20 protein-coding genes are annotated in these 22,882 nt (G+C 55.4%); 19 read left to right on the top strand and 1 reads right to left on the bottom strand.

The window, feature by feature from the left end; translation table 11 throughout:
- Positions 1-45: 45 nt before the first annotated feature.
- Genes PT964_RS01335 through PT964_RS01325 form a run of 3 tightly spaced genes read left to right on the top strand, consistent with a single transcriptional unit; the run spans position 46 to position 2,667 of the window.
- Positions 46-1,989, top strand: coding sequence for a hypothetical protein (locus PT964_RS01335; protein ID WP_274361501.1), 1,944 nt, complete (start codon positions 46-48; stop codon positions 1,987-1,989).
- Positions 1,986-2,282, top strand: coding sequence for an EscU/YscU/HrcU family type III secretion system export apparatus switch protein (locus PT964_RS01330; protein WP_274361500.1), 297 nt, complete (start codon positions 1,986-1,988; stop codon positions 2,280-2,282). Before PT964_RS01335 ends, PT964_RS01330 begins: the two co-directional genes overlap by 4 nt.
- 22 nt (positions 2,283-2,304) lie before the next feature.
- Positions 2,305-2,667, top strand: a complete 363-nt coding sequence (locus PT964_RS01325) for a YraN family protein (RefSeq protein ID WP_274361499.1) — start codon at positions 2,305-2,307, stop codon at positions 2,665-2,667.
- Positions 2,668-4,029: 1,362 nt separating this feature from the next.
- Here PT964_RS01325 and PT964_RS01320 read toward each other — a convergent pair.
- Positions 4,030-5,616, bottom strand: a complete 1,587-nt coding sequence (locus PT964_RS01320) for a YifB family Mg chelatase-like AAA ATPase (RefSeq protein WP_274361498.1) — start codon at positions 5,614-5,616, stop codon at positions 4,030-4,032.
- Between the two features lie 410 nt (positions 5,617-6,026).
- Here PT964_RS01320 and sucC point away from each other — a divergent pair, with 410 nt between their 5' ends.
- The 16 genes from sucC (at position 6,027) to fliI (ending at position 22,877) form a co-directional block, all read left to right on the top strand.
- Positions 6,027-7,187 (top strand): ADP-forming succinate--CoA ligase subunit beta, encoded by a 1,161-nt coding sequence (gene sucC / locus PT964_RS01315; protein WP_274361497.1) that lies wholly within the window; start codon positions 6,027-6,029, stop codon positions 7,185-7,187.
- 38 nt (positions 7,188-7,225) lie between these two features.
- Positions 7,226-8,158, top strand: coding sequence for a succinate--CoA ligase subunit alpha (gene sucD, locus PT964_RS01310; protein WP_274361496.1), 933 nt, complete (start codon positions 7,226-7,228; stop codon positions 8,156-8,158).
- Between the two features lie 99 nt (positions 8,159-8,257).
- Positions 8,258-9,346 carry a DNA-processing protein DprA gene (dprA, locus tag PT964_RS01305; RefSeq protein WP_274361495.1) on the top strand — a complete coding sequence of 363 codons (1,089 nt, stop codon included), beginning with the start codon at positions 8,258-8,260 and terminating at the stop codon, positions 9,344-9,346.
- A 21-nt stretch (positions 9,347-9,367) separates the two neighbouring features.
- Entirely contained in the window at positions 9,368-11,485 is a 2,118-nt protein-coding gene (gene topA / locus PT964_RS01300; RefSeq protein WP_274361494.1) for a type I DNA topoisomerase, read from the top strand.
- Positions 11,486-11,533: 48 nt separating this feature from the next.
- Positions 11,534-12,856, top strand: a complete 1,323-nt coding sequence (gene trmFO, locus PT964_RS01295) for an FADH(2)-oxidizing methylenetetrahydrofolate--tRNA-(uracil(54)-C(5))-methyltransferase TrmFO (protein ID WP_274361493.1) — start codon at positions 11,534-11,536, stop codon at positions 12,854-12,856.
- An 87-nt stretch (positions 12,857-12,943) separates the two neighbouring features.
- Entirely contained in the window at positions 12,944-13,846 is a 903-nt protein-coding gene (gene xerC / locus PT964_RS01290) for a tyrosine recombinase XerC (protein ID WP_274361492.1), read from the top strand.
- A 29-nt stretch (positions 13,847-13,875) separates the two neighbouring features.
- Positions 13,876-14,427: an ATP-dependent protease subunit HslV gene (gene hslV, locus PT964_RS01285; RefSeq protein WP_274361491.1), complete on the top strand. Its 552-nt coding sequence runs from the start codon at positions 13,876-13,878 to the stop codon at positions 14,425-14,427.
- A 5-nt stretch (positions 14,428-14,432) separates the two neighbouring features.
- Positions 14,433-15,833 (top strand): ATP-dependent protease ATPase subunit HslU, encoded by a 1,401-nt coding sequence (gene hslU / locus PT964_RS01280; protein ID WP_274361490.1) that lies wholly within the window; start codon positions 14,433-14,435, stop codon positions 15,831-15,833.
- A gap of 22 nt (positions 15,834-15,855) precedes the next feature.
- Entirely contained in the window at positions 15,856-16,632 is a 777-nt protein-coding gene (gene codY, locus PT964_RS01275) for a GTP-sensing pleiotropic transcriptional regulator CodY (protein ID WP_274361489.1), read from the top strand.
- Positions 16,633-16,854: 222 nt separating this feature from the next.
- On the top strand, positions 16,855-17,262 hold the full coding sequence (gene flgB / locus PT964_RS01270) for a flagellar basal body rod protein FlgB (RefSeq protein ID WP_274361488.1): 408 nt from the start codon (positions 16,855-16,857) through the stop codon (positions 17,260-17,262).
- Positions 17,262-17,711, top strand: coding sequence for a flagellar basal body rod protein FlgC (gene flgC / locus PT964_RS01265; RefSeq protein ID WP_274361487.1), 450 nt, complete (start codon positions 17,262-17,264; stop codon positions 17,709-17,711). Before flgB ends, flgC begins: the two co-directional genes overlap by 1 nt.
- 45 nt (positions 17,712-17,756) lie before the next feature.
- Positions 17,757-18,053, top strand: a complete 297-nt coding sequence (fliE, locus tag PT964_RS01260) for a flagellar hook-basal body complex protein FliE (RefSeq protein WP_274361486.1) — start codon at positions 17,757-17,759, stop codon at positions 18,051-18,053.
- Positions 18,054-18,101: 48 nt separating this feature from the next.
- A complete protein-coding gene (gene fliF, locus PT964_RS01255; protein WP_274361485.1) occupies positions 18,102-19,688 on the top strand; it encodes a flagellar basal-body MS-ring/collar protein FliF in 1,587 nt (528 codons plus the stop codon).
- A 12-nt stretch (positions 19,689-19,700) separates the two neighbouring features.
- Positions 19,701-20,723 (top strand): flagellar motor switch protein FliG, encoded by a 1,023-nt coding sequence (gene fliG / locus PT964_RS01250; protein WP_274361484.1) that lies wholly within the window; start codon positions 19,701-19,703, stop codon positions 20,721-20,723.
- Positions 20,716-21,549, top strand: coding sequence for a FliH/SctL family protein (locus PT964_RS01245; protein WP_274361483.1), 834 nt, complete (start codon positions 20,716-20,718; stop codon positions 21,547-21,549). Before fliG ends, PT964_RS01245 begins: the two co-directional genes overlap by 8 nt.
- Positions 21,546-22,877: a flagellar protein export ATPase FliI gene (gene fliI / locus PT964_RS01240; protein ID WP_274361482.1), complete on the top strand. Its 1,332-nt coding sequence runs from the start codon at positions 21,546-21,548 to the stop codon at positions 22,875-22,877. The genes PT964_RS01245 and fliI overlap by 4 nt, the downstream gene beginning before the upstream one ends.
- Positions 22,878-22,882 lie beyond the last annotated feature (5 nt).

Raw genomic sequence — 22,882 nt, 5'->3', positions numbered from 1 at the left:
CCGATATAAATGGTAAATAAGGTTATGGGAAGGAGGAGGACCGGAATGGACGTCGGGAATATCGTCCGCGCATTGCTCGGCGCGCAGCAGCCTGCTGACAAGAAGCTAGTGGAGCTGAAGGCCGGACAGGTCGTTCGCGGCGTGCTGATGCAGATGTTGACCGAGTCGGAAGGTTTGGTGAACATTTTGGGGACGACGGTACGCGCGCGGCTGGAGACGCCGCTGGCGCAAGGGCAGTCCACGCTGCTGCAGGTTCAGCCGGAAACGGCGAACGGGACGGTCGTACTGAAGCCGCTCGCTTCCTCCTCTGCGGATATTGCTCCCGAGTCGATCCCGGAAGTGCTGAAGTCGGTCGGGCTTAAGGATTCGCCGCTAAATCGCGCAGTCGTGAAAGGGTTTCATCAAGACGGAGTTGTTTTGTCTAAAGAGCTTGCAAAGGAGGCGTCTGCTGCCGTACAGGGAGCGGGGGCTTTTCCGGCAGCGTCCGTCGAAGGGGACGAAGCGGCCGTGAAGGCGGCAGCCGTCGCCGCAAAGCGCGGGCTGCCGCTGACTCCTGTCACGGTCAGCGCGCTTCGGGCCGCGATGTTTGGGGACGGACCGAGCGAGCTGCTGAACCGGGTGGCGGAGGAGGCGCGCGCGTTTGTTTCGGCGTATTCTTCGGACGAAAGCAGCGGCGGCAGGAGCGGGGTGTCGCAGCAGCTGGCTTCGCAGACACTATCCGTTCTTGGGAATAAGGATGCTATTGTAAGCGCGTTGTTGAGGCAAGATCCGGAAACAGGCGGCAAGCCGTTGCAGGCTGCAGCGGCGTCTGCTTCCTCGGTTTCGGCTGCATCCATCGCGGTAGAGGAACGTGGCGGAGTGACTCCGCTGCCTGGAGGAACGGCGAACGAGCAGGCGGCTTTGGGGGCGCAAAAACCGGGCGGTTCCGCCGTTGCGGCTGCGAAGCCGCCCTTACTGGCGTTGCTGCAATGGCTCGGCGTCGATCTGGAAAAGATGGCTTCGAAGCCTTCTTCGGCGACAGTCGGGCCGTCTGCAGGGACAACTGCGTCAGGGTTGCGCGAAGCGCATTTCGTACGGCCGGAGGCGCCTGTGCAAGGTGCGGCAGCGAATGCTGCGAATTCGGCGCAATCAGTGCAGCCTGCGCAACCAGTGCATTCGGACGCGTCCACATCGATCCGGTCAGAAGCCGCGAGAGGTACGGCGGTGCGGCAGACGGGGGAGGAGCCTCATCCGCTGCCATTTCGGACATCGCCCGCAGCAGAAGGTGGATCGCACCGCACCGCTTCCGATGACGGAATAACGCAGCATAAAGCTATGCGAACGATCGATGCGGGGCGGGAAGCTTCATTAACCGGAATCGGCGCGCTAGGGCCGGCACAAGATGCGGAAGCGGCTTCCGAACGCCCGGCTCCAAGCTGGGCGGAGTCGCTCAAGGCGACGCTTCTGCAGCTTCAAGGCGCCGACGATGTGCCGCAGGCGCTAAGGGAAGCCGCACAGCAAGCGGTTCAGTGGATTACAGGCCAGCAGCTGCTGCTTAGTACGGAGAGAGGCAACCCTTTCGTGTTTGCTACGATGTTTGTTCCGTTCGGAACGCCTGAGGACGGTTCGGGCGGCAATGCGTCGGTGCATATCCAAACGCGCAAAGGCAGACGCGGGGAGTGGGATGCGGACAATTGCCGTCTATGGTTCGATCTGCGGCTTGCCCGGATCGGGGAAACGCGCATCGATGTACAAGTGACGAACAAGCTTGTTTCGCTTCACGTTTTTAACGATAAGCTCGACTCCATGCCATGGCTTGAGGAAAACAAAGCGGCGATCGAGGCGGCGCTGGAGAGCATCGGTTATCGGCTTTCCGCCGCTCGAACGTCCCCCATACCGGAACCCGAGTCGCAGGCTGGCGGCGGTACTGCGGGATTTCGTCGTACGGCGGCCGGTGTGCCTGTTTTATTCGGCGGCTCAGCGTATAAGGGGGTTGATGTGCGCGTATGACAACGGGCGAGACACAAAAGCCGAGAAAGGCCGTTGCGCTCTCCTATACGCCTGAAACGAACGCCGCTCCGGTCATTGTAGCCAAGGGTAAAGGCGCCGTCGCCGAGCGGATTATGACTACGGCGAAGGAGCACGGCGTGCCGGTGCAGGAGGATGCGTCGCTGGTGGAGGTGCTGTCCCAGCTCGATATTGAGCAGGAGATCCCGCCGGAGCTGTACAAGCTGGTCGCTGAGATCATGAGCTTCGTCTACCGCGCCGACCGGCAAATGTCGGACCTGCCGAGCGAGGAGTGAAGCGATGACGGAGCGAATTCGCATGAGTCGCAAACAGACGGGGGACGAAGGAGAGAAGCATGCGCTGAAGCATTTGCTGGCGAACGGTTACGAAATATTGCATACGAACTGGCGGTGCAAGCTCGGTGAGCTCGATATTATCGCTCAGCTGGAAGGGATGCTCGTCTTCGTTGAGGTGCGTTCCCGTACGGCTTCTGCCGATTACGGCTTCGGCTCTCCGGAGGAATCGGTCGATGCCCGCAAGCAGCAGAAGCTTCGCCGGCTCGCCGAGCTATACATAACGATGAACGGCTTTTCTGCGAGACCGGTTCGGTTTGACGTGATTGCCGTTCGTTTTTCGCGGGATGAGAGAGTCAGCATTCGGCATGTTGAGGATGCTTTGTAGCTCTACACTGCCAGCTCCACTTGTTGGCGGTTTATGCCGCAGTTTTGACGTGAGTAATGGGAGTAACTCCATTTGTTGGAGGTCTATGCCGCGGTTTTGGCGTGAGTAGTGGGAGTAACTCCATTTGTGGACGGTCTATGCCGCAGTTTCGGCGTGAGTAATGGAAGTAACTCCATTTGTTGGAGGTCTATGCCGCGGTTTTGGCGTGAGTAGTGGGAGTAACTCCATTTGTTGGCGGTCTATGCCTCGGTTTTGGCGTGAGTAGTGGGAGTAACTCCAGTTGTGGACGGTCTATGCCGCAGTTTCGGCGTGAGTAATGGAAGTAACTCCAGTTGTTGGAGGTCTATGCCGCGGTTTTGGCGTGAGTAGTGGGAGTAACTCCAGTTGTGGACGGTCTATGCCGCAGTTTCGGCGTGAGTAATGGGAGTAACTCCATTTGTTGGAGGTCTATGCCGCGGTTTTGGCGTGAGTAGTGGGAGTAACTCCATTTGTGGACGGTCTATGCCGCAGTTTCGGCGTAAGTAATGGGAGTAATTCCATTTGTTGGCGGTCTATGCCTCAGTTTTGGCGTGAATAGTGGGAGTTACTCCACTTATTGGCGGTCTATGCCGCAATTTCGGCGTGAGTAGTGGGAGTAACTCCATTTGTTGGCGGACTATGCCGCAATTTCGGCGTGATTAGTGGGAGTTACTCCATTTGTGGACGGTCTATGCCGCAGTTTCGGCGTAAGTACTGGGAGTAAGTCCAGTTGTTGGCGGTCTATGCCGCACTTTCGGCGTGAGTAGTGGGAGTAACTCCATTTGTTGGCGGTCTATGCCGCAGTTTTGGCGTGAGTAGTGGGAGTAACTCCATTTGTTGGAGGTCTCGAATACGGTTTGAGGTTGATTAGTGAGGGAAACTCCCTTTTTAGACTGGCTGGACCTTGAAGAGGAACAAAATTCCGTAGCAGAGCAGGAAACCGCCTACGCGGTCGGTGCAACGGAACAAAGTTCCGTTCGAACTAGCTAGTTTGGCGGTGTGCAGTGCTGCGGCGGAATAAAGTTCCGTTCGAGGTGGTCGGTCATGCGGCGCGGAGGAGTGCAACGGAACAAAGCTCCGTTCGAACTAGCTAGTTTGGCGGTGTGCAGTGCTGCAGCGGAATAAAGTTCCGTTCGAGGCGGTCGATCATGCGTTGCGCCAGAGTGCAACGTAACAAAGTTCCGTTGGAAGCAGCTAGTTTGGCGGTATACGGTGCTGCAGCGGAATAAAGTTCCGTTCGAGGCGGTCGGTCATGCGGCGTGGAGGAGGCAACGGAACAAAGTTCCGTCTGCGAAAAGGAGAAGCCCGCCTCGTTGAAAGACGCAGAGGGCCGGGCGCATCCCGCTAAGCGCGGCTGCGTCCGGCCTCCTGCGTCTTATCCGCGAACTGCCGGTCCAGCGCGCGGTACTGAAGCGCCTCGGCCACGTGCTCGAACGCAAGCACCTCGCTGCCTTCCAAATCCGCGATCGTACGCGCAATTTTAATGATGCGGTCGTGTGCGCGTGCGCTAAGCCCCATGCGCTCGCAAACGTCCGCCATCATCGACGCCGTTGCCGCATCCAGCGGACAATAAAGGCGCAGCAGCCTCCCCGTTAAATCCGCGTTGCTCCGAATCGCTGTCCCGCGATATCGCACGTTCTGGCGTTCCCTCGCTTGTAGCACGGAAGCGCGCATCGTTTCCGAATCCAAAGAGACGGATTTCACCGCTCGGTCGCGGTACGCCTCCGCAATGCTCAAGCGCGGAACGTCCACGTGGAGGTCGATACGATCGAGCAGCGGTCCTGACAGCTTCGAGCGGTAATACAAAATTCTCTGAAAGCTGCAAGTGCACGAATGCTGCTCGTCCTCATGCCCCCAGTACCCGCAAGGGCAAGGATTCATCGAAGCGGCGAGCACGAAAGAGGCCGGAAAAGTTAGCGTAGTCCGAGCGCGCGAGATCGTAACCCGTGCATCCTCCAGCGGCTGCCGGAGCACCTCGAGCACGTTGCGTGAAAACTCGGGCAGCTCGTCCAAAAAAAGCACGCCGCGATGGGCCAGACTAATTTCGCCGGGCTTCGGCACGCCGCCGCCGCCGACCAGACCGTTCGGCGATATGGTGTGGTGCGGCGAGCGAAACGGTCGCTTGCGAACGAGCGTGCCGCGTTCCGCAAGCAAACCGGCCGTGCTGTATACCTTAGTGACCTCGAGCGCTTCCTCGTCGGTGAGCGGCGGCATAATGGAGGGCAGCCTGCGGATGAGCATCGTTTTGCCCGATCCGGGGGGACCTACCAGCAATATATTGTGCATGCCGGCCGCGGCAATCGTCAGCGCCCGCTTGGCGCCTTGCTGACCGAGAATGTCGGCGTAATTTTCTTCTTCTGCGGGCAAGCCGGCAACGACGGATGGCCGGCTCACAAGCGGATTCCGTTCGCGCCCCGCATAAGCGGCTTCCTCAGGATTGCTTAAGTCGCGCAATCGATAAACCGGAACTACGCTTATGCCGTCGATCAGCCCGGCCTCCTCCGCGTTCGCGTAAGGAACGAATACGCGGGATAATCCCGCCGTCTTTGCCGCATGCACCATGGAGAGCACACCCGGAACCGGCCGGATTTCCCCATCCAGCGCAAGCTCCCCGATCAGCGCCGCGCCGTCGGCAACGCTCTCGTCCATTTGACCGCTTGTGATCAATATTCCCGCCGCAATCGCCAAATCGAACGAAGATCCTTCCTTCCGCAGATCGGCGGGTGACAGGTTGACCGTAATGCGCTTCAACGGGTACTCGAAGCCGCTGTTCTTCATTGCCGCACGGACACGCTCCGCCGCTTCCCGGATCGAGCTGTCCGGCAGCCCTACGATGGTTAGCATCGGCAGCCCGTTCGACAGGTCGACCTCCACGCGAATGACCGCCCCTTCAATTCCATGAACGCAAGCGCTTAAGCACGTTCCAAACATAAAAAACACCCCGTTTCCGTCATTCGTACCGCAAGCGTTACTGCCGCGGCCGATTCGGAACCGAGGTGCTTCCTCAGCGATCCCGTATCCACATTTGATTTCCATTGTAGCAAGGCGGCAATATTTTGGCAATAACGATCGAATCTTTATGCAATAGTATGGTTTTCGTGCGTTTTCTTGCTTTTTCGCCACGCCAAAAACAATAATCATGCGAAAATGTCGAAGCGGGAGAAGAAAAAGTTTTTAAAACGTGGTACAATAGGACAGTTGGCGCATCGCGGACATTTGGCTGAAATGTTACAAAAGTGTATATTGTTCGTAGAGCGAACCCATGTACGGCTCAGGAATATAGAGACATTCCTCGCCGGTTATTGGAAGGCGCCGGAGAGAATCGAATAGGAGGTTTCTAGATGAACATTCACGAGTATCAAGGTAAACAAGTGCTCAAAGCGTACGGCGTGAAAGTTCCGGAAGGATACGTTGCTTTTACTCCGGACGAAGCGGTCGAAGCGGCGAAGAAGCTCGGAACGAGTGTAACCGTCGTGAAAGCGCAAATCCATGCCGGAGGGCGCGGCAAAGCGGGCGGTGTAAAAATTGCGAAAAGCCTTGACGACGTTCGCAATTACGCATCGGAGCTGCTTGGCAAGACGCTCGTAACGCACCAGACCGGACCGGAAGGCAAAGAAGTGAAACGCCTGCTCATCGAGCAAGGCTGCGACATTAAGAAAGAGTATTACATAGGTGTCGTAGTGGATCGCGCTACGGGCCGTGTAGTCATGATGGCGTCCGAAGAGGGCGGTACGGAAATCGAAGAAGTAGCGGCGAAAACTCCCGAGAAAATTTTCAAAGAAGTGGTCGATCCGGCTGTCGGCTTGGCGCCGTATCAAGCTCGCAAGCTCGCTTACGCCATCAACATCCCGAACGATTTAGTAAACAAAGCCGTGAAGTTCATGTTGGCATTGTACCAAGCGTTTGTGGAAAAAGACTGCTCGATCGCCGAAATCAACCCGCTCGTCGTTACCGGCGACGGCGAAGTGATGGCGCTTGACGCGAAGCTGAACTTCGACTCGAACGCACTATTCCGCCACAAAGACATTTTGGAGCTGCGCGACCTCGACGAGGAAGATCCGAAAGAAATCGAAGCCTCCAAATTCGACCTTAGCTACGTCGCGCTTGACGGCAACATCGGCTGCATGGTTAACGGCGCGGGTCTTGCGATGGCGACGATGGACATTATTAAATATTACGGCGGCGAACCGGCCAACTTCCTTGACGTAGGCGGCGGCGCGACGACCGAGAAGGTTACGGAAGCGTTCAAAATCATCCTCTCCGACGAGAAGGTGAGAGGCATCTTCGTAAATATTTTCGGCGGCATCATGCGCTGCGACGTCATCGCCAACGGCGTCGTCGAAGCGGCGCGCCAGCTTGGCCTTGACAAGCCTCTCGTCGTTCGTCTCGAAGGCACGAACGTGGACCTCGGCAAGAAAATTCTTAACGAATCCGGCTTAAATATCGTAGCGGCCGATTCGATGGCAGACGGCGCGCAAAAAATCGTAAATCTCGTCAAGTAAGACGAGAATTAAGCGGAAAGGGAGTGACCTAGAACGCCATGAGTATTCTAGTGAATAAAAATACGCGAGTCATTACGCAAAACATGACCGGTAAAACAGGTATGTTCCATACGCTGGGCGGCCTTAACTACGGCACGCAAATGGTTGCCGGAGCGGTCCCGGGCAAAGGCGGCACGAATGTCGATTTCACGCTTGAGGACGGTTCGGTCAAGACGTTGCCGGTGTACAATACGGTAGCGGAAGCGAAAGCGGCAACCGACGCGAACGCATCGGTGATCTACGTTCCGCCGGCTTTCGCGGCGGACGCGATCATGGAAGCCGTCGACGCGGAGCTTGATTTGGTTATTTGTATCACTGAAGGCATTCCGGTGCTTGACATGGTAAAGGTAAGCAAGTATATGGAAGGCAAGAAGACGGTATTGATCGGGCCGAACTGCCCTGGCGTCATTACTCCGGGCGAGTGCAAAATCGGCATTATGCCGGGCTACATTCATCTTCCGGGCCATGTGGGCGTCGTTTCCCGAAGCGGTACGCTGACGTATGAAGCGGTGCATCAGCTGACCGCGCGCGGCATCGGCCAGTCGACGGCTGTCGGCATCGGCGGCGACCCGGTCAAGGGCTCCGAGTTCATCGACATTCTGAAGCTGTTCAACGAAGATCCGGACACGTACGCGGTCATCATGATCGGCGAAATCGGCGGAACGGCGGAAGAAGAGGCGGCTGAGTGGATTAAGGCCAATATGACGAAGCCGGTCGTCGGCTTCATCGGCGGTCAGACGGCGCCTCCGGGACGCCGCATGGGCCACGCCGGCGCGATCGTTTCCGGCGGCAAAGGCACGGCTGCCGAGAAAGTCGCTACGATGGAGCGCTGCGGCATCCGCGTTGCTCCGACTCCTTCCGAGATGGGCTCCACGCTCGTTGCGGTGCTTGAAGAGAAAGGTCTTCTGGAGAAGTGCATCGTAAAAAAATAATACCCTTTGGATAGGTAAGCAACCTTCCATTACGGCTTTTAACGGCCGTAAGGAAGGTTGCTTTTTTTATATTCAAACATCGAAAGGCGGGATGAAATCGTGGAAATCGGCGAGCGTTCGATTTTGATTGCGCTGCACGACATTAAAGGCGTCGGCTGGGAGACGGTCAACAAAATATTTACCGCTTCGAAGGGAGACGTAACCAAGCTGCTGGAACACCCCGAGCGGCTGCTTAAACAGGCTGAAGTGCCTCCTCGACTTCAGCGGGAAATTGTTCCTGTTTTGACGAAATCCATGATAGCGGGTAAACTTAGTTTCTATGAGAGCTGCAATGTGCAATTTGTAACGTGGTTCGACTCTTTTTATCCACCGTTATTGCGTTACATTCACAAGCCGCCGTGGGTCATGTACGCACGGGGCGACCTCAGTCTTCTAACCCTTCCGATGATTTCCATTGTCGGGACACGGCACCCGACGCCTTACGGCAGGGAGGTTTCCGAATGGTTCGGCTCGGAAATTGCGGCTGCGGGCTTCGCGGTCGTGAGCGGTCTTGCGCGAGGGGTCGATTCCGGGGCGCATTCGGGGGCGTTACGAGCGAACGGGCCGACGATTGCAGTGCTCGGCTGCGGCTTGAATGTGAACTACCCTCCCGAGCATTACGAGCTGCAGCGGAGAATTGAAGAAAAGGGGCTCGTGTTAAGCGAATACCGTTGGAATACGTCGCCGACGAAGGGATCCTTCCCTTGGCGGAACCGGATCATCGCGGGCATGAGCCGCGGAACGGTCGTCGTCGAGGCGGCGGAGCGAAGCGGGTCGCTCATTACGACGGAATTTGCGCTGGAAACCGGACGGGATATTTTTGCGGTGCCCGGGCTGATTACGTCCCCTAAGAGCGCCGGGACGTATCGGCTGCTGAGAGACGGCGCCAAGATGGCGACAAGACCGTCCGACGTGCTTGAGGAATACTATGTAACAAGACGGGAAATCCCGGCGAACGAAGCGGAAGCGCATACCGAAGAAGAAGCGGAGCTGCTGCTGGCGATGGGCGCGGAGGCGGTAACCGTCGACGACTTATTGCAACGGACGGGTCACACGTTTGGACATTTGCATGTCATTTTGTTATCGTTACTGATGAAGAAACGGATTCGGGCATTGCCCGGCTCCGCATATATCGCTAGGTTGAATTGACGGAAGTGAGGTGTAGGGGAGATGGCAGCCGACACGCTGGTCATCGTGGAATCTCCGGCCAAAGCCAAGACAATTGGGAAGTATTTAGGAAGCAAATATATTGTCCGGGCATCGATGGGCCATATTCGCGATCTTCCGAAGAGCCAAATCGGAGTGGAAGTAGAAAGCGGCTTTACGCCGAAATATATTACGATTCGCGGGAAGGGCGACGTGCTTAAGGAATTGAAGGACGCCCGCAAAAAGGTGAAACGCGTCTATCTGGCAGCCGACCCGGATCGCGAAGGAGAGGCGATTGCATGGCACCTTGCCCATTACTTGGAAGTAGATGAGCATGAGGAGTGCCGCGTCGTTTTTAACGAAATTACGAAGCAAGCGGTAAAAGAGGCGTTCAAGCAGCCGCGCAAGATCGACATGGATTTGGTGAACGCCCAGCAGGCGCGAAGAATATTGGACCGCCTCGTCGGCTACAAAATCAGCCCGCTGCTTTGGAAAAAGGTGAAAAAAGGGCTGTCCGCAGGACGCGTGCAATCCGTCGCCGTAAAGCTGGTCATGGATCGGGAGAGAGAAATTAAAGCTTTTACTCCCGAGGAATATTGGTCGATTACGGCGCTGCTGCTCGCCGACGGCTCGGAGCTGGAGGCGAAATTCATCGGAGCCGGCGGCGAAAAGAAAGAGCTGTCCAGCGAGGCGGAAGTTAAGCAAATCTTAGAGCTTATCGGCAGCAACGACTTTATCGTGAAAGAAATCAAGGAGCGCGAGCGTCACCGCAATCCTTCGCCGCCGTTCATTACGAGCTCGATGCAGCAAGAAGCGGCGCGCAAAATCAACTTCCGCGCAGCCAAGACGATGCAAATCGCTCAGCAGCTGTATGAAGGCGTAGACCTCGGCAAGGAAGGCACGGTCGGTTTGATTACGTACATGCGTACCGACTCGCCGCGTATTTCACCGGTCGCGCAAGAAGAAGCAAGAGCCTATATTGAAGAAACGTACGGCAAAGATTACGTTCCGGAAACGCCGCGCAACTATACGAAAAAGAACGCAAACGCACAAGATGCGCATGAGGGCATTCGCCCGACCTCGGCCGGCAGGGATCCCGAGTCGGTGAAGCCGTATCTTTCCCGCGATCAATTCCGGCTTTACAAGCTGATTTGGGAACGGTTCATCGCCAGCCAAATGTCCTCCGCCGTATTGGATACGGTGACCGCAGACATTGAAGCCGGAGGAACGAGCTTCCGCGCCGTCGGCTCGAAGGTGAAATTTCACGGCTTTATGAAGGTGTACGTCGAGGGCAACGACGACGGCGTCAACGACGATGAGCGGTTCCTTCCGCCGCTCGCGGTCGGGCAGAAGCTGAAGGCGAAGCAGGTTGAGCCGAAGCAGCATTTCACCCAACCGCCGCCCCGGTATACGGAAGCAAGGCTAGTGCGCTCGCTGGAGGAGCTCGGCATCGGTCGTCCGAGCACGTACGCGCCGATTCTCGACACGATCCAAAGACGCGGATACGTCGCGATCGAGGAAAAAAAATTCATCCCCACGGAGCTGGGAGAGCTCGTCATCGAATTGATGGAGCAATTTTTCCCGGAAATTTTGGACGTGGAATTTACCGCCCACATGGAACAGGACCTGGACCATGTGGAAGAAGGAACGGCGGATTGGGTGAAGGTGCTCGACTCCTTTTATCAATCGTTCGAGAAGCGCCTTGAGGTTGCGGAAGAGGAAATGAAGGAGGTCGAGCTCCAGGACGAGGAATCGGGCGAAATGTGCGAGAAGTGCGGCAGGCCTCTCGTTTACAAGATGGGGCGCTTCGGCAAGTTTTTGGCCTGCTCCGGATTTCCCGAGTGCCGCAACGCGAAGCCGATCGTGAAAGATATCGGCGTTACGTGCCCGAACTGTAAGATCGGACATATCGTGGAGCGGCGCAGCAAGCGGGGCCGCGTCTTTTACGGATGCGACAGATACCCGGAGTGCGAATTCGTGTCCTGGGATCAGCCGGCATCGGACCCGTGCCCGGAGTGCGGCTCGATGATGATCGTGAAAAAATCGAAAAAAGGGACGACGGTGCAGTGCACGTCCTGCAACTATAAGAACGCCGCCGAGGATGAGGCTGAATCCGAGGATGCAGTCGAAGCGGACTACTAACAGGAAACGCATGCTCACAGCATCAGTCATCCGGAGGAGGATTACACTATGACACAACGGGTTACCGTTATCGGCGCCGGTTTGGCGGGCAGCGAGGCCGCATGGCAAATCGCGCAAAGCGGAGTGCCGGTAACCTTATACGAGATGCGACCGATTCGCAAGACGCCGGCGCATCATACCGACCGTTTCGCAGAGTTGGTTTGCACCAACAGCTTGCGGGCGAACGCGATCACGAACGCCGTCGGCTTATTGAAGGAAGAAATGCGCATCGCGAATTCATTGATTATGCGCAGCGCGGACCGCCACGCGGTTCCCGCGGGCGGGGCTCTGGCGGTGGACCGCGAAGGCTTTTCCGACGAGGTGACGAGAACGCTCCGCGAGCATCCGCTCATCGAGGTCAAGAATGAAGAAGTAACGGATATTCCGAGCGACGGGATTGTAGTTGTCGCAACCGGACCGCTCACCTCTCCGGCGTTGTCGGATCAAATCAAGCGATACACGGGCGAGGACTATTTTTATTTCTACGATGCGGCGGCGCCGATTGTCGAGAAGGATTCGATCGACATGGACAAGGTGTTTCTCGCGTCGAGATACGACAAGGGCGAAGCCGCTTATTTGAACTGCCCGATGACCGAGGAAGAGTTCAATACTTTTTACGATGCGCTCGTCACGGCGGAGACGGCTCCGCTGAAGGAATTCGAGAAAGAGATTTACTTTGAGGGCTGCATGCCGATCGAGGTCATGATGAAGCGCGGCAAGCAGACGGCGCTTTTCGGACCGATGAAGCCGGTAGGCTTGGTCGACCCGAGAACGGGCAAACAGCCTTACGCCGTCATCCAGCTTCGCCAGGACAATGCGGCCGGCACGCTGTACAATTTGGTCGGCTTCCAGACGCATCTGAAGTGGGGCGAGCAAAAGCGCGTATTCTCCTTGATCCCGGGTCTCGAGAACGCCGAGTTCGTCCGGTACGGCGTCATGCATCGGAACACGTTCGTCAATTCGCCGAAGCTGCTCCGTCCGACCTATCAGCTTCGCACTAGGGACGAGTTGTTTTTTGCGGGTCAAATGACCGGCGTCGAGGGGTATGTGGAATCCGCCGCTTCCGGTTTGATCGCGGGCATCAACGCCGCTCGGCTCGCGCTGGGCAAGGAGCTGCTAGTGTTCCCGGAGGATACGGCGCTAGGCTCTATGGCGCACTACATTACTACCGCCGATTTCCGTCACTTCCAGCCGATGAACGCCAATTTCGGCCTGTTTCCGCCTTTGGAAACCCGAATTAAAAATAAGAAGGATAAGAACGAGGCGATTGCAAACCGCGCGCTCGAGCATATAAAGGTGTTTTTGGCCGGGGCGGAGAAAGCGGCCTTGTAAAATATTTCAACGCTGTGGTACGATAGGTTAAAATCTGTATTGCGCGAAAGTTCTGACGATTCCGCTAACAGCAATCGAGGTGCCGCCATGGAATCGGATCAAGTCATCGACCGTTTCTTACTTTCGATGGAGCTTGAAAACCATGCTTCATCCTATACGTTACGCAGCTACGCCTCCGATTTGGCGCAGTTCGCCGAATTTTTGCAGCAGCAACAAATCCCCGGGTTTGCTGCTGTTTCTTATGTTTCCGTTCGAATGTTTTTGGCCGGGCTGCACGGCAAATCGTATTCGAAACGGACGATCGCGCGTAAGCTTTCGGCGCTTCGATCGTTTTATTCGTACCTGCTGAAGGAAGGAAAGATCGAAACGAATCCTCTGGAGGAAGTAAAAAGCCCGAAGCTGGATAAGCCGCTGCCGAAGTTTCTTTATTTGGACCAAATGCTCGGGCTGTTGTCCAAACCGGACGCTTCTACCGCATTCGGCCAAAGAGACAAAGCCATGTTCGAGACGCTGTACGGAAGCGGAATCCGCGTTGCCGAGCTGGTAGGCATGGACATCTCGTCCGTTCGCCTGGACCTGGGCATGGCGCTCGTGTACGGCAAAGGCGGCAAGGAACGCTGGGTGCCTCTCGGAGAACATGCGGTCGAAAGCTTGCGCGTATATATGAATGCGGGCAGAAACGCGCTTCTTTCCGCCGGGAACGGCGCCTCAACCGAAGCGATGTTTTTGAACCGGGACGGCACCCGGTTAAGCGACCGCAGCGTGCGCCGCATTGTAGACAAATATGTGGCAACCATGGCCGATGTGAACCGTATAAGTCCTCATACGCTCCGCCACACGTTCGCGACCCATTTGCTTGAGGCGGGCGCCGATTTGAGGACGGTCCAGGAGCTGCTCGGCCATGAACATTTGTCCACCACGCAAGTATATACTCACGTAACGAGAGACCATTTGCAATCGGTCTATAACCGGGCGCATCCCAGAGCATAGTAACATTAATAAATAAGGAGGACGGCAGCATGCAATCTTCATTCCACGCTACTACAATATTCTCCGTTCGGCATAACGGAAAGGGCGCCATCGCCGGAGACGGTCAAGTTACGTTCGGCAACGCCATGGTCATGAAGCACGGCGCGAAAAAAGTGCGCCGGCTGTATCGCGGGAAAGTCGTCGCCGGCTTTGCGGGCTCGGTGGCGGACGCCATTACGCTCTTCGAGAAGTTCGAAGCGAAGCTGGAGGAATTCAGCGGAAATCTGCAGCGGGCTGCCGTGGAGCTGGCGAAGGACTGGCGTTCCGACCGGGTTCTCAGACGGTTGGAGGCGATGATGATCGTGATGGATGCTCATCACCAGCTTCTGATTTCCGGCAACGGCGAAATCATTGAGCCGGACGACGGCATTCTGGCCATCGGCTCCGGCGGAAGCTACGCGCTGGCGGCCGGACGAGCGCTGAAGCGATATGCGGGACAGCATATGACCGCGAAGGAAATTGCGCTCGCCGCCATGACGATGGCTGCCGAAATTTGCGTGTACACGAACAATAACATCATCGTTGAAGAACTGGAGGGGTAACGGAAATGGAGTCGAAGGAAGCTTTAACCCCCCGGCAAATCGTTGCCGAGCTTGATAAATATATTGTAGGCCAAAAAAAAGCGAAACGGTCGATGGCGGTTGCGCTGCGCAACCGGTATCGCAGAAGCTTGCTTGACGAACAGTTGCGAGATGAAGTCATCCCGAAAAACCTGCTGATGATCGGACCTACCGGCGTCGGCAAAACGGAAATCGCCCGCCGGCTCGCGAAGCTTGTCAACGCACCGTTCGTTAAAGTGGAGGCGACGAAGTTTACCGAAATCGGCTATGTCGGGCGCGACGTCGAATCGATGGTTCGCGATCTCGTGGAAACCGCCATTCGCATGGTGAAAAACGAGCGCACGGAGAAAGTGAAGGACAAAGCCGAAATGCTCGCCAACGACCGAATCGTTGCGATCATGGTCCCGTCCCCGCATAAGGAAAGGCAGCCGCGCAACCCGCTCGAAATGATTTTCGGCGGCGGCGGAGCCCAGACGCAGGAGCAAACGGAAGTTCACGACCCGGGGCTTGCAGAGCGCAGAGCCGAAGTGAAGCGCAAGCTGCTGGCCGGATTGCTCGAGAACGAAGTGATCGAAATCGAAGTGGAAGAAAATGCGCCGAACATGCTCGATATGCTGTCCGGGCAAGGAAACGAGCAAATGGGCATGAACATGCAGGAAATGTTCGGCAGCTTCCTCCCGAAACGGACCAAGCGGCGGAAGCTCCCGGTGAAGGAAGCGAGGAAGGTGCTCACGCAAGAGGAGGCGCAAAAGCTGATCGATATGGACGATGTCGGGCAAGAGTCCATACGAAGAGCGGAGCAGAGCGGCATCATCTTCATCGACGAGATCGACAAAATCGCCAGCTCCTCTCGCGGTACCGGTCCGGATGTGTCCAGAGAAGGCGTGCAGCGCGACATATTGCCGATCGTGGAAGGCTCCACCGTCATGACCAAATACGGCCCGGTAAAAACCGACTATATTTTGTTTATCGCGGCAGGCGCTTTTCACGTAGCCAAGCCGTCGGATCTCATACCGGAGCTTCAAGGACGCTTTCCGATCCGCGTGGAGCTGAGCTCCTTGACGCAAAGCGATTTCGAATTGATCCTGAAGGAACCGAAGAATGCGCTGACCAAGCAATATACCGCATTGCTTGAGACCGAAGGCATCGCCGTTGAATTTTCCGATGCGGCGATTTCCGAAATCGCGAGCATTGCGGCCGAAGTGAACGAAAACACGGAAAATATCGGAGCGCGGCGGCTGCATACGATCCTGGAAAAGCTGCTTGAGGATTTGTCGTTCGAAGCGCCGGAAATTACGCTGGAAAACATCGTCATCACGCCGGAGTACGTTCGAGAGAAGTTGGGCGAGGTGTCGAGAAACCGCGACTTGAGCCAGTATATCCTATAATGCGAGAGGCATGTATATAAGAATGAGCTTATTAATAAAAACGAGGCGGTTAAACAGACTGCTGCAGAAGGCTGCGGGCACCTCCGTAAATTTCATGGAAATGGCGGAGGTGCTGCGGGACATTGTAGGCGCCAATATTTATGTCGTAAGCCGCAGAGGAAAAATTTTAGGATACGGCCTGCTGCAGGAGGCGGGGCTAGACCTTCGCCGGATGGTTACGGAGGAGCGCCGCTTCCCTTCCGAAGTGAATCAATGGTTTTTGAGCATCGACGAAACGTCTTCCAATACGGAGGGCGACAGCCCGTATAAGATGCTGGCGGCTAAAATCCAGGAGCTCGTGCACGATCGATTTGTGACCGTCGTCCCGATTTCGGGGGCGGGGGACCGAACCGGAACGCTCATTGTCGCGAGGGACGATCGTTCGTTCGGAGAGGACGATCTGATCTTGGCCGAATACGGTTCTACAATTATCGGGATGGAAATTCTTCGCATGCGCGCGGAGGAAATCGAGCAGGAGGCGCGAAGCAAGGCGTCGGTGCAGGTTGCTGTCGGAAGCCTGAGCTTCAGCGAACTGGAAGCGGTCGAACACATTTTTGACGAGCTCGGCGGCAAGGAAGGGCTGCTAGTGGCGAGCAAGGTGGCCGACCGCGTCGGCATTACCCGTTCGGTGATCGTTAACGCGCTGAGGAAGCTGGAAAGCGCAGGAGTTATCGAAACGCGCTCGCTCGGCATGAAGGGTACGTACATTAAAATTTTGAACGATCAAATCATGGAAACGATCGTGAAATCCAGGGATTGAGCATATTTACTTCCAAATCACATATTAGGAACAAAAGCCTATCACACAAATGTGTCATAGGTTTTTTTGTTGGTTTTTGCACAAAGGTTTTGCCGGATAAGCAAAAAAAATGTCGAATAAAGGAGGAATATTTTCGAGATATGTTGAATAAGAATATCTGACTATTTTGCGGTCACATTTTGTCGATGCGTTAGATTGATTCGCATAGGAAGGAGGGCCCCTGTGATTCCGTTAGCCGGGAGCCAATTTCAGTTGCTTGAGCGAACGTTGAGTGCTGCAAACATGCGGCAATCCGTTATTGCCAATAACATTGCAAATTCGGAAACGCCTTATTTCAAAAGATCGCAAGTCGTCTTCGAGGATCTTCTTCAGAACGAAATGCAGGGTGTTTTTAAGCCGATTGTCGGACGCCGCACGGACCCCCGCCATATATATATCGGCAGCAAAGGCCGAAATGTTGAGCCCCAAATTGTCGCAGATCAATCCACGGTGATGAACAACAATATCAATAATGTGGATATCGACGCGGAAATGGCGCTGATGGCGAAAAACCAGCTTCGTTACAACACGTTGATTCAACAAGTAACGCATGATATCAAGATGTACAGAACGGCGGTGGAAGGCAGGTAATGCGCATTTCGAACAGTTTTGACATCAGCTCCTCCGCATTAACCGCACAGCGGCTAAGAATGGACGTCATCGCCTCGAATATCGCGAACGCGGAGACGACACGGGGTCGGCTCGTCAACGGCAAGTGGATTCCGTACCAAAGAAAATTAATCGTAATGGAACCTAAGAGCGGCACGTCCTTCGCCGATGTGCTTCAAGGGAAAATGCAAGGAAACGCCGGCGAGGGGGTTAAAGTAACGAAAATTTATAACGACCCGGAGCCGTTCAAGCAGGTGTACAATCCCGCGCATCCGGATGCTGACGAGAACGGCTTCGTTCTTATGCCTAACGTCGACGTTATGAAGGAAATGGTTGACATGTTGACCGCTACCCGCTCTTATGAAGCGAATGTGACGGCTCTTAACGCTTCCAAGTCAATCATCGCGAAAGCTCTCGAAATCGGAAAATAATAGAATCGAAGGGACAGATAGGCAGTGGAAGTTTTAGGAGCTAGGATGAATCCGATACATACTGTGGGGGCTGCTAATGTAACGAAGCCGATCGCCGAAAGCAAAGGGGCGGCGGAAATGGCCGAAACGTTCGGCCAAGCGCTGGAGAAAGCTATATCCGGCGTGGAACAGCAAGAGAAAGCAGTTCACGAGCTTAACGATAAATTTATAACCGGTCAGAACGTTGACGTTCACACATTGATGATCGCCTCCGAGAAGGCGCAGTTGGGTCTTCAGCTCACCGTACAGGTCCGCAATAAAGTTATTGAAGCGTACCAGGAAATCATGAGAACGCAGCTGTAATTTTTTTGCGGCATATGGCATGACCCACGCTGTTAAAGAGGTGAAATAGTGAACGAGTCGCTTGTCCGGCTTCGGGAGTCTTTGCTCCGGTTCTGGAATCAATATAGTCAAAAGCAACGCATCTTTTTTATTGCCGCATTCATTCTAAGCGTCGCAACGATAGCGATATTGGTCGCCCAATTTTCCAAAACGGAATATTCGGTCGCGTTTACGAATTTGAATCCGTCAGACGCAGCTAACGTCAAAGCTTATTTGGAGTCGGCGGGCGTCCCTTACAAGCTTAGTACGGACGGCAGGACGATCGGCGTTCCCAGTACTGAGGTTGCATCCGTCAAAATCGACGTCGCCTCGCAAGGTTTAGTAACGAACGGGTCGATCGGTTATGAAATATTTACGGAAAATATGAACAGCTGGAGCATGACCGACAATCAGTTCGATGTCATAAACGATAGCGCAAGAGCAGGAGAAATTCAGAAGCTGATCAATCAAATCAGCGGCGTCAGCAGCTCGCAGGTGTTGATCAACAAGCCGAAGGAAAGCGTGTTTCTTCCTGCGGACGGCGCCGAGCAGCAAGCTTCCGCCTCGGTTGTCGTGCAATTCGCTCCGGGCTTGCCGCCCGATCAAGCCAAGATCGATACGATCTATAACCTGGTTGCCAAGAGCGTGCAAGGACTTAACCTCGACAACATCACCATATCCGACCAGAACGGGGAGCTGCTGCCTTCCTCCAAGCTGGGCGGCGGCACTGGGGCTTTATCCGGAGTCATCGAAAAGCAGCTGCAAGTAAAGAAGCAATTCGAGCTTGATTTGCAGCGAAATATTACCAGCTTTTTAGCTCCGCTCGTCGGTCGGGATAACGTCGTAGTCAGCGTATTTTCGACTTTGAATTTTGACAAGAAGACGTCTCAGGAAAATCTCGTCAAGCCCGTAAATGAAGAAGACGGTTTAGGAATACCGATTTCGTCGCAAGAAAAGCAAGACACCGTAACGAGCGAAGGCGGCACAGCCGGCGGAACGCCCGGAACGGGCGAATCGGATATTCCGGGGTACCCCGCCACATCGGCTAACCAAGGCAATTATGAGTCCGAAAGCATTGAACGGGTCACAAACTACGAAGTCAATCGAATTACGAACCAAATCGAATCGAGCCCTTACGTAGTTAAGGATTTAACGATATCCGTCGGTTTGGGCGCGAACGCTTCGCAGGAAACCGTGCAACAGGTGGAGACGCTGCTCGCGAATATCGTCGGCACTTCTCTGGCCAATAACGGTCAACAGTTGACGCAAGAAGAGCTGCTTTCGAGAGTTTCCGTCATTTCCGGCAGCTTCCAGGCTGCTGCGGATACGGCGCAAAGCGGTCCGATGAATCAAGCCCTGCTCTACGGGCTGCTCGGAGCCGGAGTCGTCGCGCTGCTGGCCGGGGGCGGCTTCGTGGTTATGCGCCGCAAGAAGGCGAAAGAAGAGGAGATTGCGCGGATCGAAGCGGAGCTTGAAGCGGCGCAGAAGGTTGAACCGGTCATCGACATCGAGACGGTCAATAACGAAAGCCAAATTCGCAAGCAGCTGGAAAGCTTGGCCAAACGGAAACCGGAAGAATTCGTCAACTTGCTGCGCACATGGATTGTGGATGAATAGAGGTGTTTTCACATGGTAAAGATGCAGCAACAGCAGCCTGTGCTTACCGGTAGGCAGAAAGCGGCGATCCTGCTGATCACGTTAGGTCCGGAAGTATCCGCGCAGGTGTTCAAGCATTTGCGGGACGAAGAAATCGAGCAGCTTACGCTTGAGATTGCAAATGTCCGGAAGGTGGACAACTCCGAGAAGGAAACGATTATGTCGGAGTTCCACCAGCTGGCTGTCGCTCAAGAATATTTAACGCAAGGCGGCATCAATTACGCGAAGGAAATTTTGGAGAAGGCGCTCGGCACAAGCAAGGCGATGGACGTCATCAACCGTTTGACCGCAACGCTGCAAGTGAGGCCTTTCGATTTTGCGAGAAAAACCGATCCTGCGCAAATTTTGAACTTTATCCAGAACGAGAACGCCCAAACGATCGCCCTTGTTTTGTCTTATTTAATGCCGGAGCAGTCGGCAGCTATTTTGTCCTCGCTGCCGCAAGAAAAACAGGCCGACGTTGCCAAACGGATCGCATTGATGGACAGCACCTCACCGGAGGTGATTTCCCAAGTGGAACGCGTGCTGGAGCAGAAGCTGTCCGCAACGGTAACGCAGGATTACACCTCTGCGGGCGGCATTGAAGCGATCGTGCAAATTTTGAACGGGGTCGATCGGGGGACGGAGCGCACCATTCTCGACTCGCTCGAGATTCAAGATCCGGAGCTCGCGGAAGAAATCAAGAAGCGCATGTTCGTATTCGAGGATATCGTCAACCTCGACAACCGTTCCATACAACGCATTATCCGCGATATCGAGAACGCCGACCTGCAGCTTGCGCTCAAGGTCGCGAGCGAAGAAGTCCGAGAAGCGATATTCCGCAATATGTCCAAGCGGATGTCCGACACCTTTAAAGAAGAAATGGAATACATGGGACCCGTTCGGCTGCGTGACGTTGAGGAAGCGCAGACGAGAATCGTTGCAACCATTCGTCGCTTAGAAGAATCAGGAGAAATCATTATCGCCCGCGGCGGGGGAGACGATATCATTGTCTAGTGTCATTAAATCGTTTGCTTATGTTTCATTAGATGAATCGTTGACGATCGATCCTCCGATTTTACGGCCGCCTGCGACGCCTGCGACACCTTCTGAGGCGGAACATACCGATCTATCCGGATCCGCTGCCATGCGACCTTATGAGGAGGAGGCCGAAAAGCTTCTCTCCGATGCCAAAGCGGCCGCCGAGGAGCAATTGAAGCTGGCTACGGAAGAGACGCTGCGCATGAGGGAAGCTGCGGCGGCCGAGATCGAACAGTGGTGGAACGAGCGCCGCATCGAGGATATCAAGGTCGTGGAGGAAAGCCGCAGCAGCGGTTTTGAAGAAGGATATAAGGAAGGTTTGGAACATGCCGAGAGACAGGTTATGGACCGTTACGATTCTCTCATTCAAGAAGCCGTTCATTTAATAGAAGAAGCGCATCGAATGAAAGAGTCGATCATAGCCGAAGCGGAGCCGTTTCTCGTTGAGCTGTCTCTTGGAATTGCCCGCAAAATTATCGGACAACACGTAGAAGGCTCGCCCGAATGGACCGTTGCCCACGTGAAGAGGACGTTGGAGCGCAGAAGGGAAAAGGGCGTAATCACCCTTTGCGTGGCTCCATCGCAGTTTGGCAAGATGCAAGATGCCAGAGCGGAGCTGTCGTTGTCGATCGATTCGCAGGCCGAATTGCAAATCGTTCCCGATCATACCGTGGATGAGGGCGGCTGCGTCGTGCGCACCTCCTTCGGAAGCGTCGATGCGAGAATCGACACGCAGCTTGCGGAAATCAAGAAAGTGCTTCTGGAAGTGGCTCTTAGCGGCGAGACGGGTGACGAGCCATGAGTGCGCCCCACGGCTCGCTGCATGCCGGCAAATATTTGGAGGCGTTAGGTCAGGTCGACCCGGTGCGCGTAAACGGGAAGGTTACCCAAGTGATCGGTCTGACCGTCGAATCGGAAGGACCAGACACGAAGCTAGGCGACATCTGCTACATCTATCCCGGCAAGGGCGCCTCCCCCGTTCAAGCCGAAGTGGTCGGCTTTCGCAACAATAAGGTCATTCTGATGCCGTTCGGCGAGCTGACCTCGGTAGGTCCAGGCTGCGACGTTGTCGGCACCGGCAAGCCGCTCACGGTGAAGGTCGGCCATGAATTGCTGGGCAAAGTGCTGGACGGGCTCGGGAATCCGCTTGACGGTTCGCTGCTCCCGGCGCGCATGCAGGAGATGCCGGCCAATAACGCGCCGGTCAGTCCGCTCAAGCGGCCGCGGGTACTCACTCCGTTATCCGTCGGCGTGAGATGCATCGACGGATTGTTAACGGTCGGCAAAGGCCAGCGCGTCGGTATATTTGCGGGCTCCGGCGTAGGCAAATCGACGCTGCTGGGCATGATTGCGCGAAATACGGAAGCCGACGTGAACGTCATCGGTTTGATCGGCGAGCGCGGGCGCGAAGTGCTTGATTTTATTGAACGGGACTTGGGACCCGAGGGACTAGCGCGTTCCGTCGTCGTGGTAGCCACCTCGGATCAGCCTGCGTTGATTCGGATGAAAGGCGCGCTGATTGCGACGGCCATCGCGGAATATTTCCGCGACCGCGGGTTAAACGTCATGATGATGATGGATTCGGTGACGCGGTATGCGACGGCGCTTCGGGAGGTCGGACTCGCAGTCGGCGAGCCGCCGGCGACGAGAGGCTACACTCCTTCCGTGTTTGCCAATTTGCCGAAGCTGTTGGAGAGAGCGGGGACGAGCCCGAAGGGATCGATCACCGCATTCTACACTGTGCTCGTCGACGGCGACGATATGAACGAGCCGATCGCGGACACGGTTCGCGGCATTTTGGACGGCCATATCGTATTGGATCGAAAGCTGGCGGGAAGAGGCCATTACCCTTCCATCGACGTGCTTTCCAGCGTGTCCCGCGTCATGAGCGAGGTGGCGCCGAAAGAGCAAATTCAAGCCGCAAACCGGTTTAAGCAATTGCTTTCCATATACCGGGAATCCGAGGACTTGATCAACATCGGCGCTTACAAGACGGGCTCCAATCCGGAGATCGATACGTCCATCCAATATATCGGACAAATATGGGACTACGCCAAACAGGACGTAGATGAGAAGACGACGCTGGGGGACGCGGCCGACCGTCTTGTGCATCAATTTCTCGGAGGATGACAGCC

This window comes from Paenibacillus thermotolerans, assembly GCF_028745515.1.
Classification (GTDB): domain Bacteria; phylum Bacillota; class Bacilli; order Paenibacillales; family YIM-B00363; genus Paenibacillus_AE; species Paenibacillus_AE thermotolerans.
The sequence above is the reverse complement of the archived record's forward strand: the minus strand, read 5'-3'. Positions and strand labels throughout refer to the sequence as shown.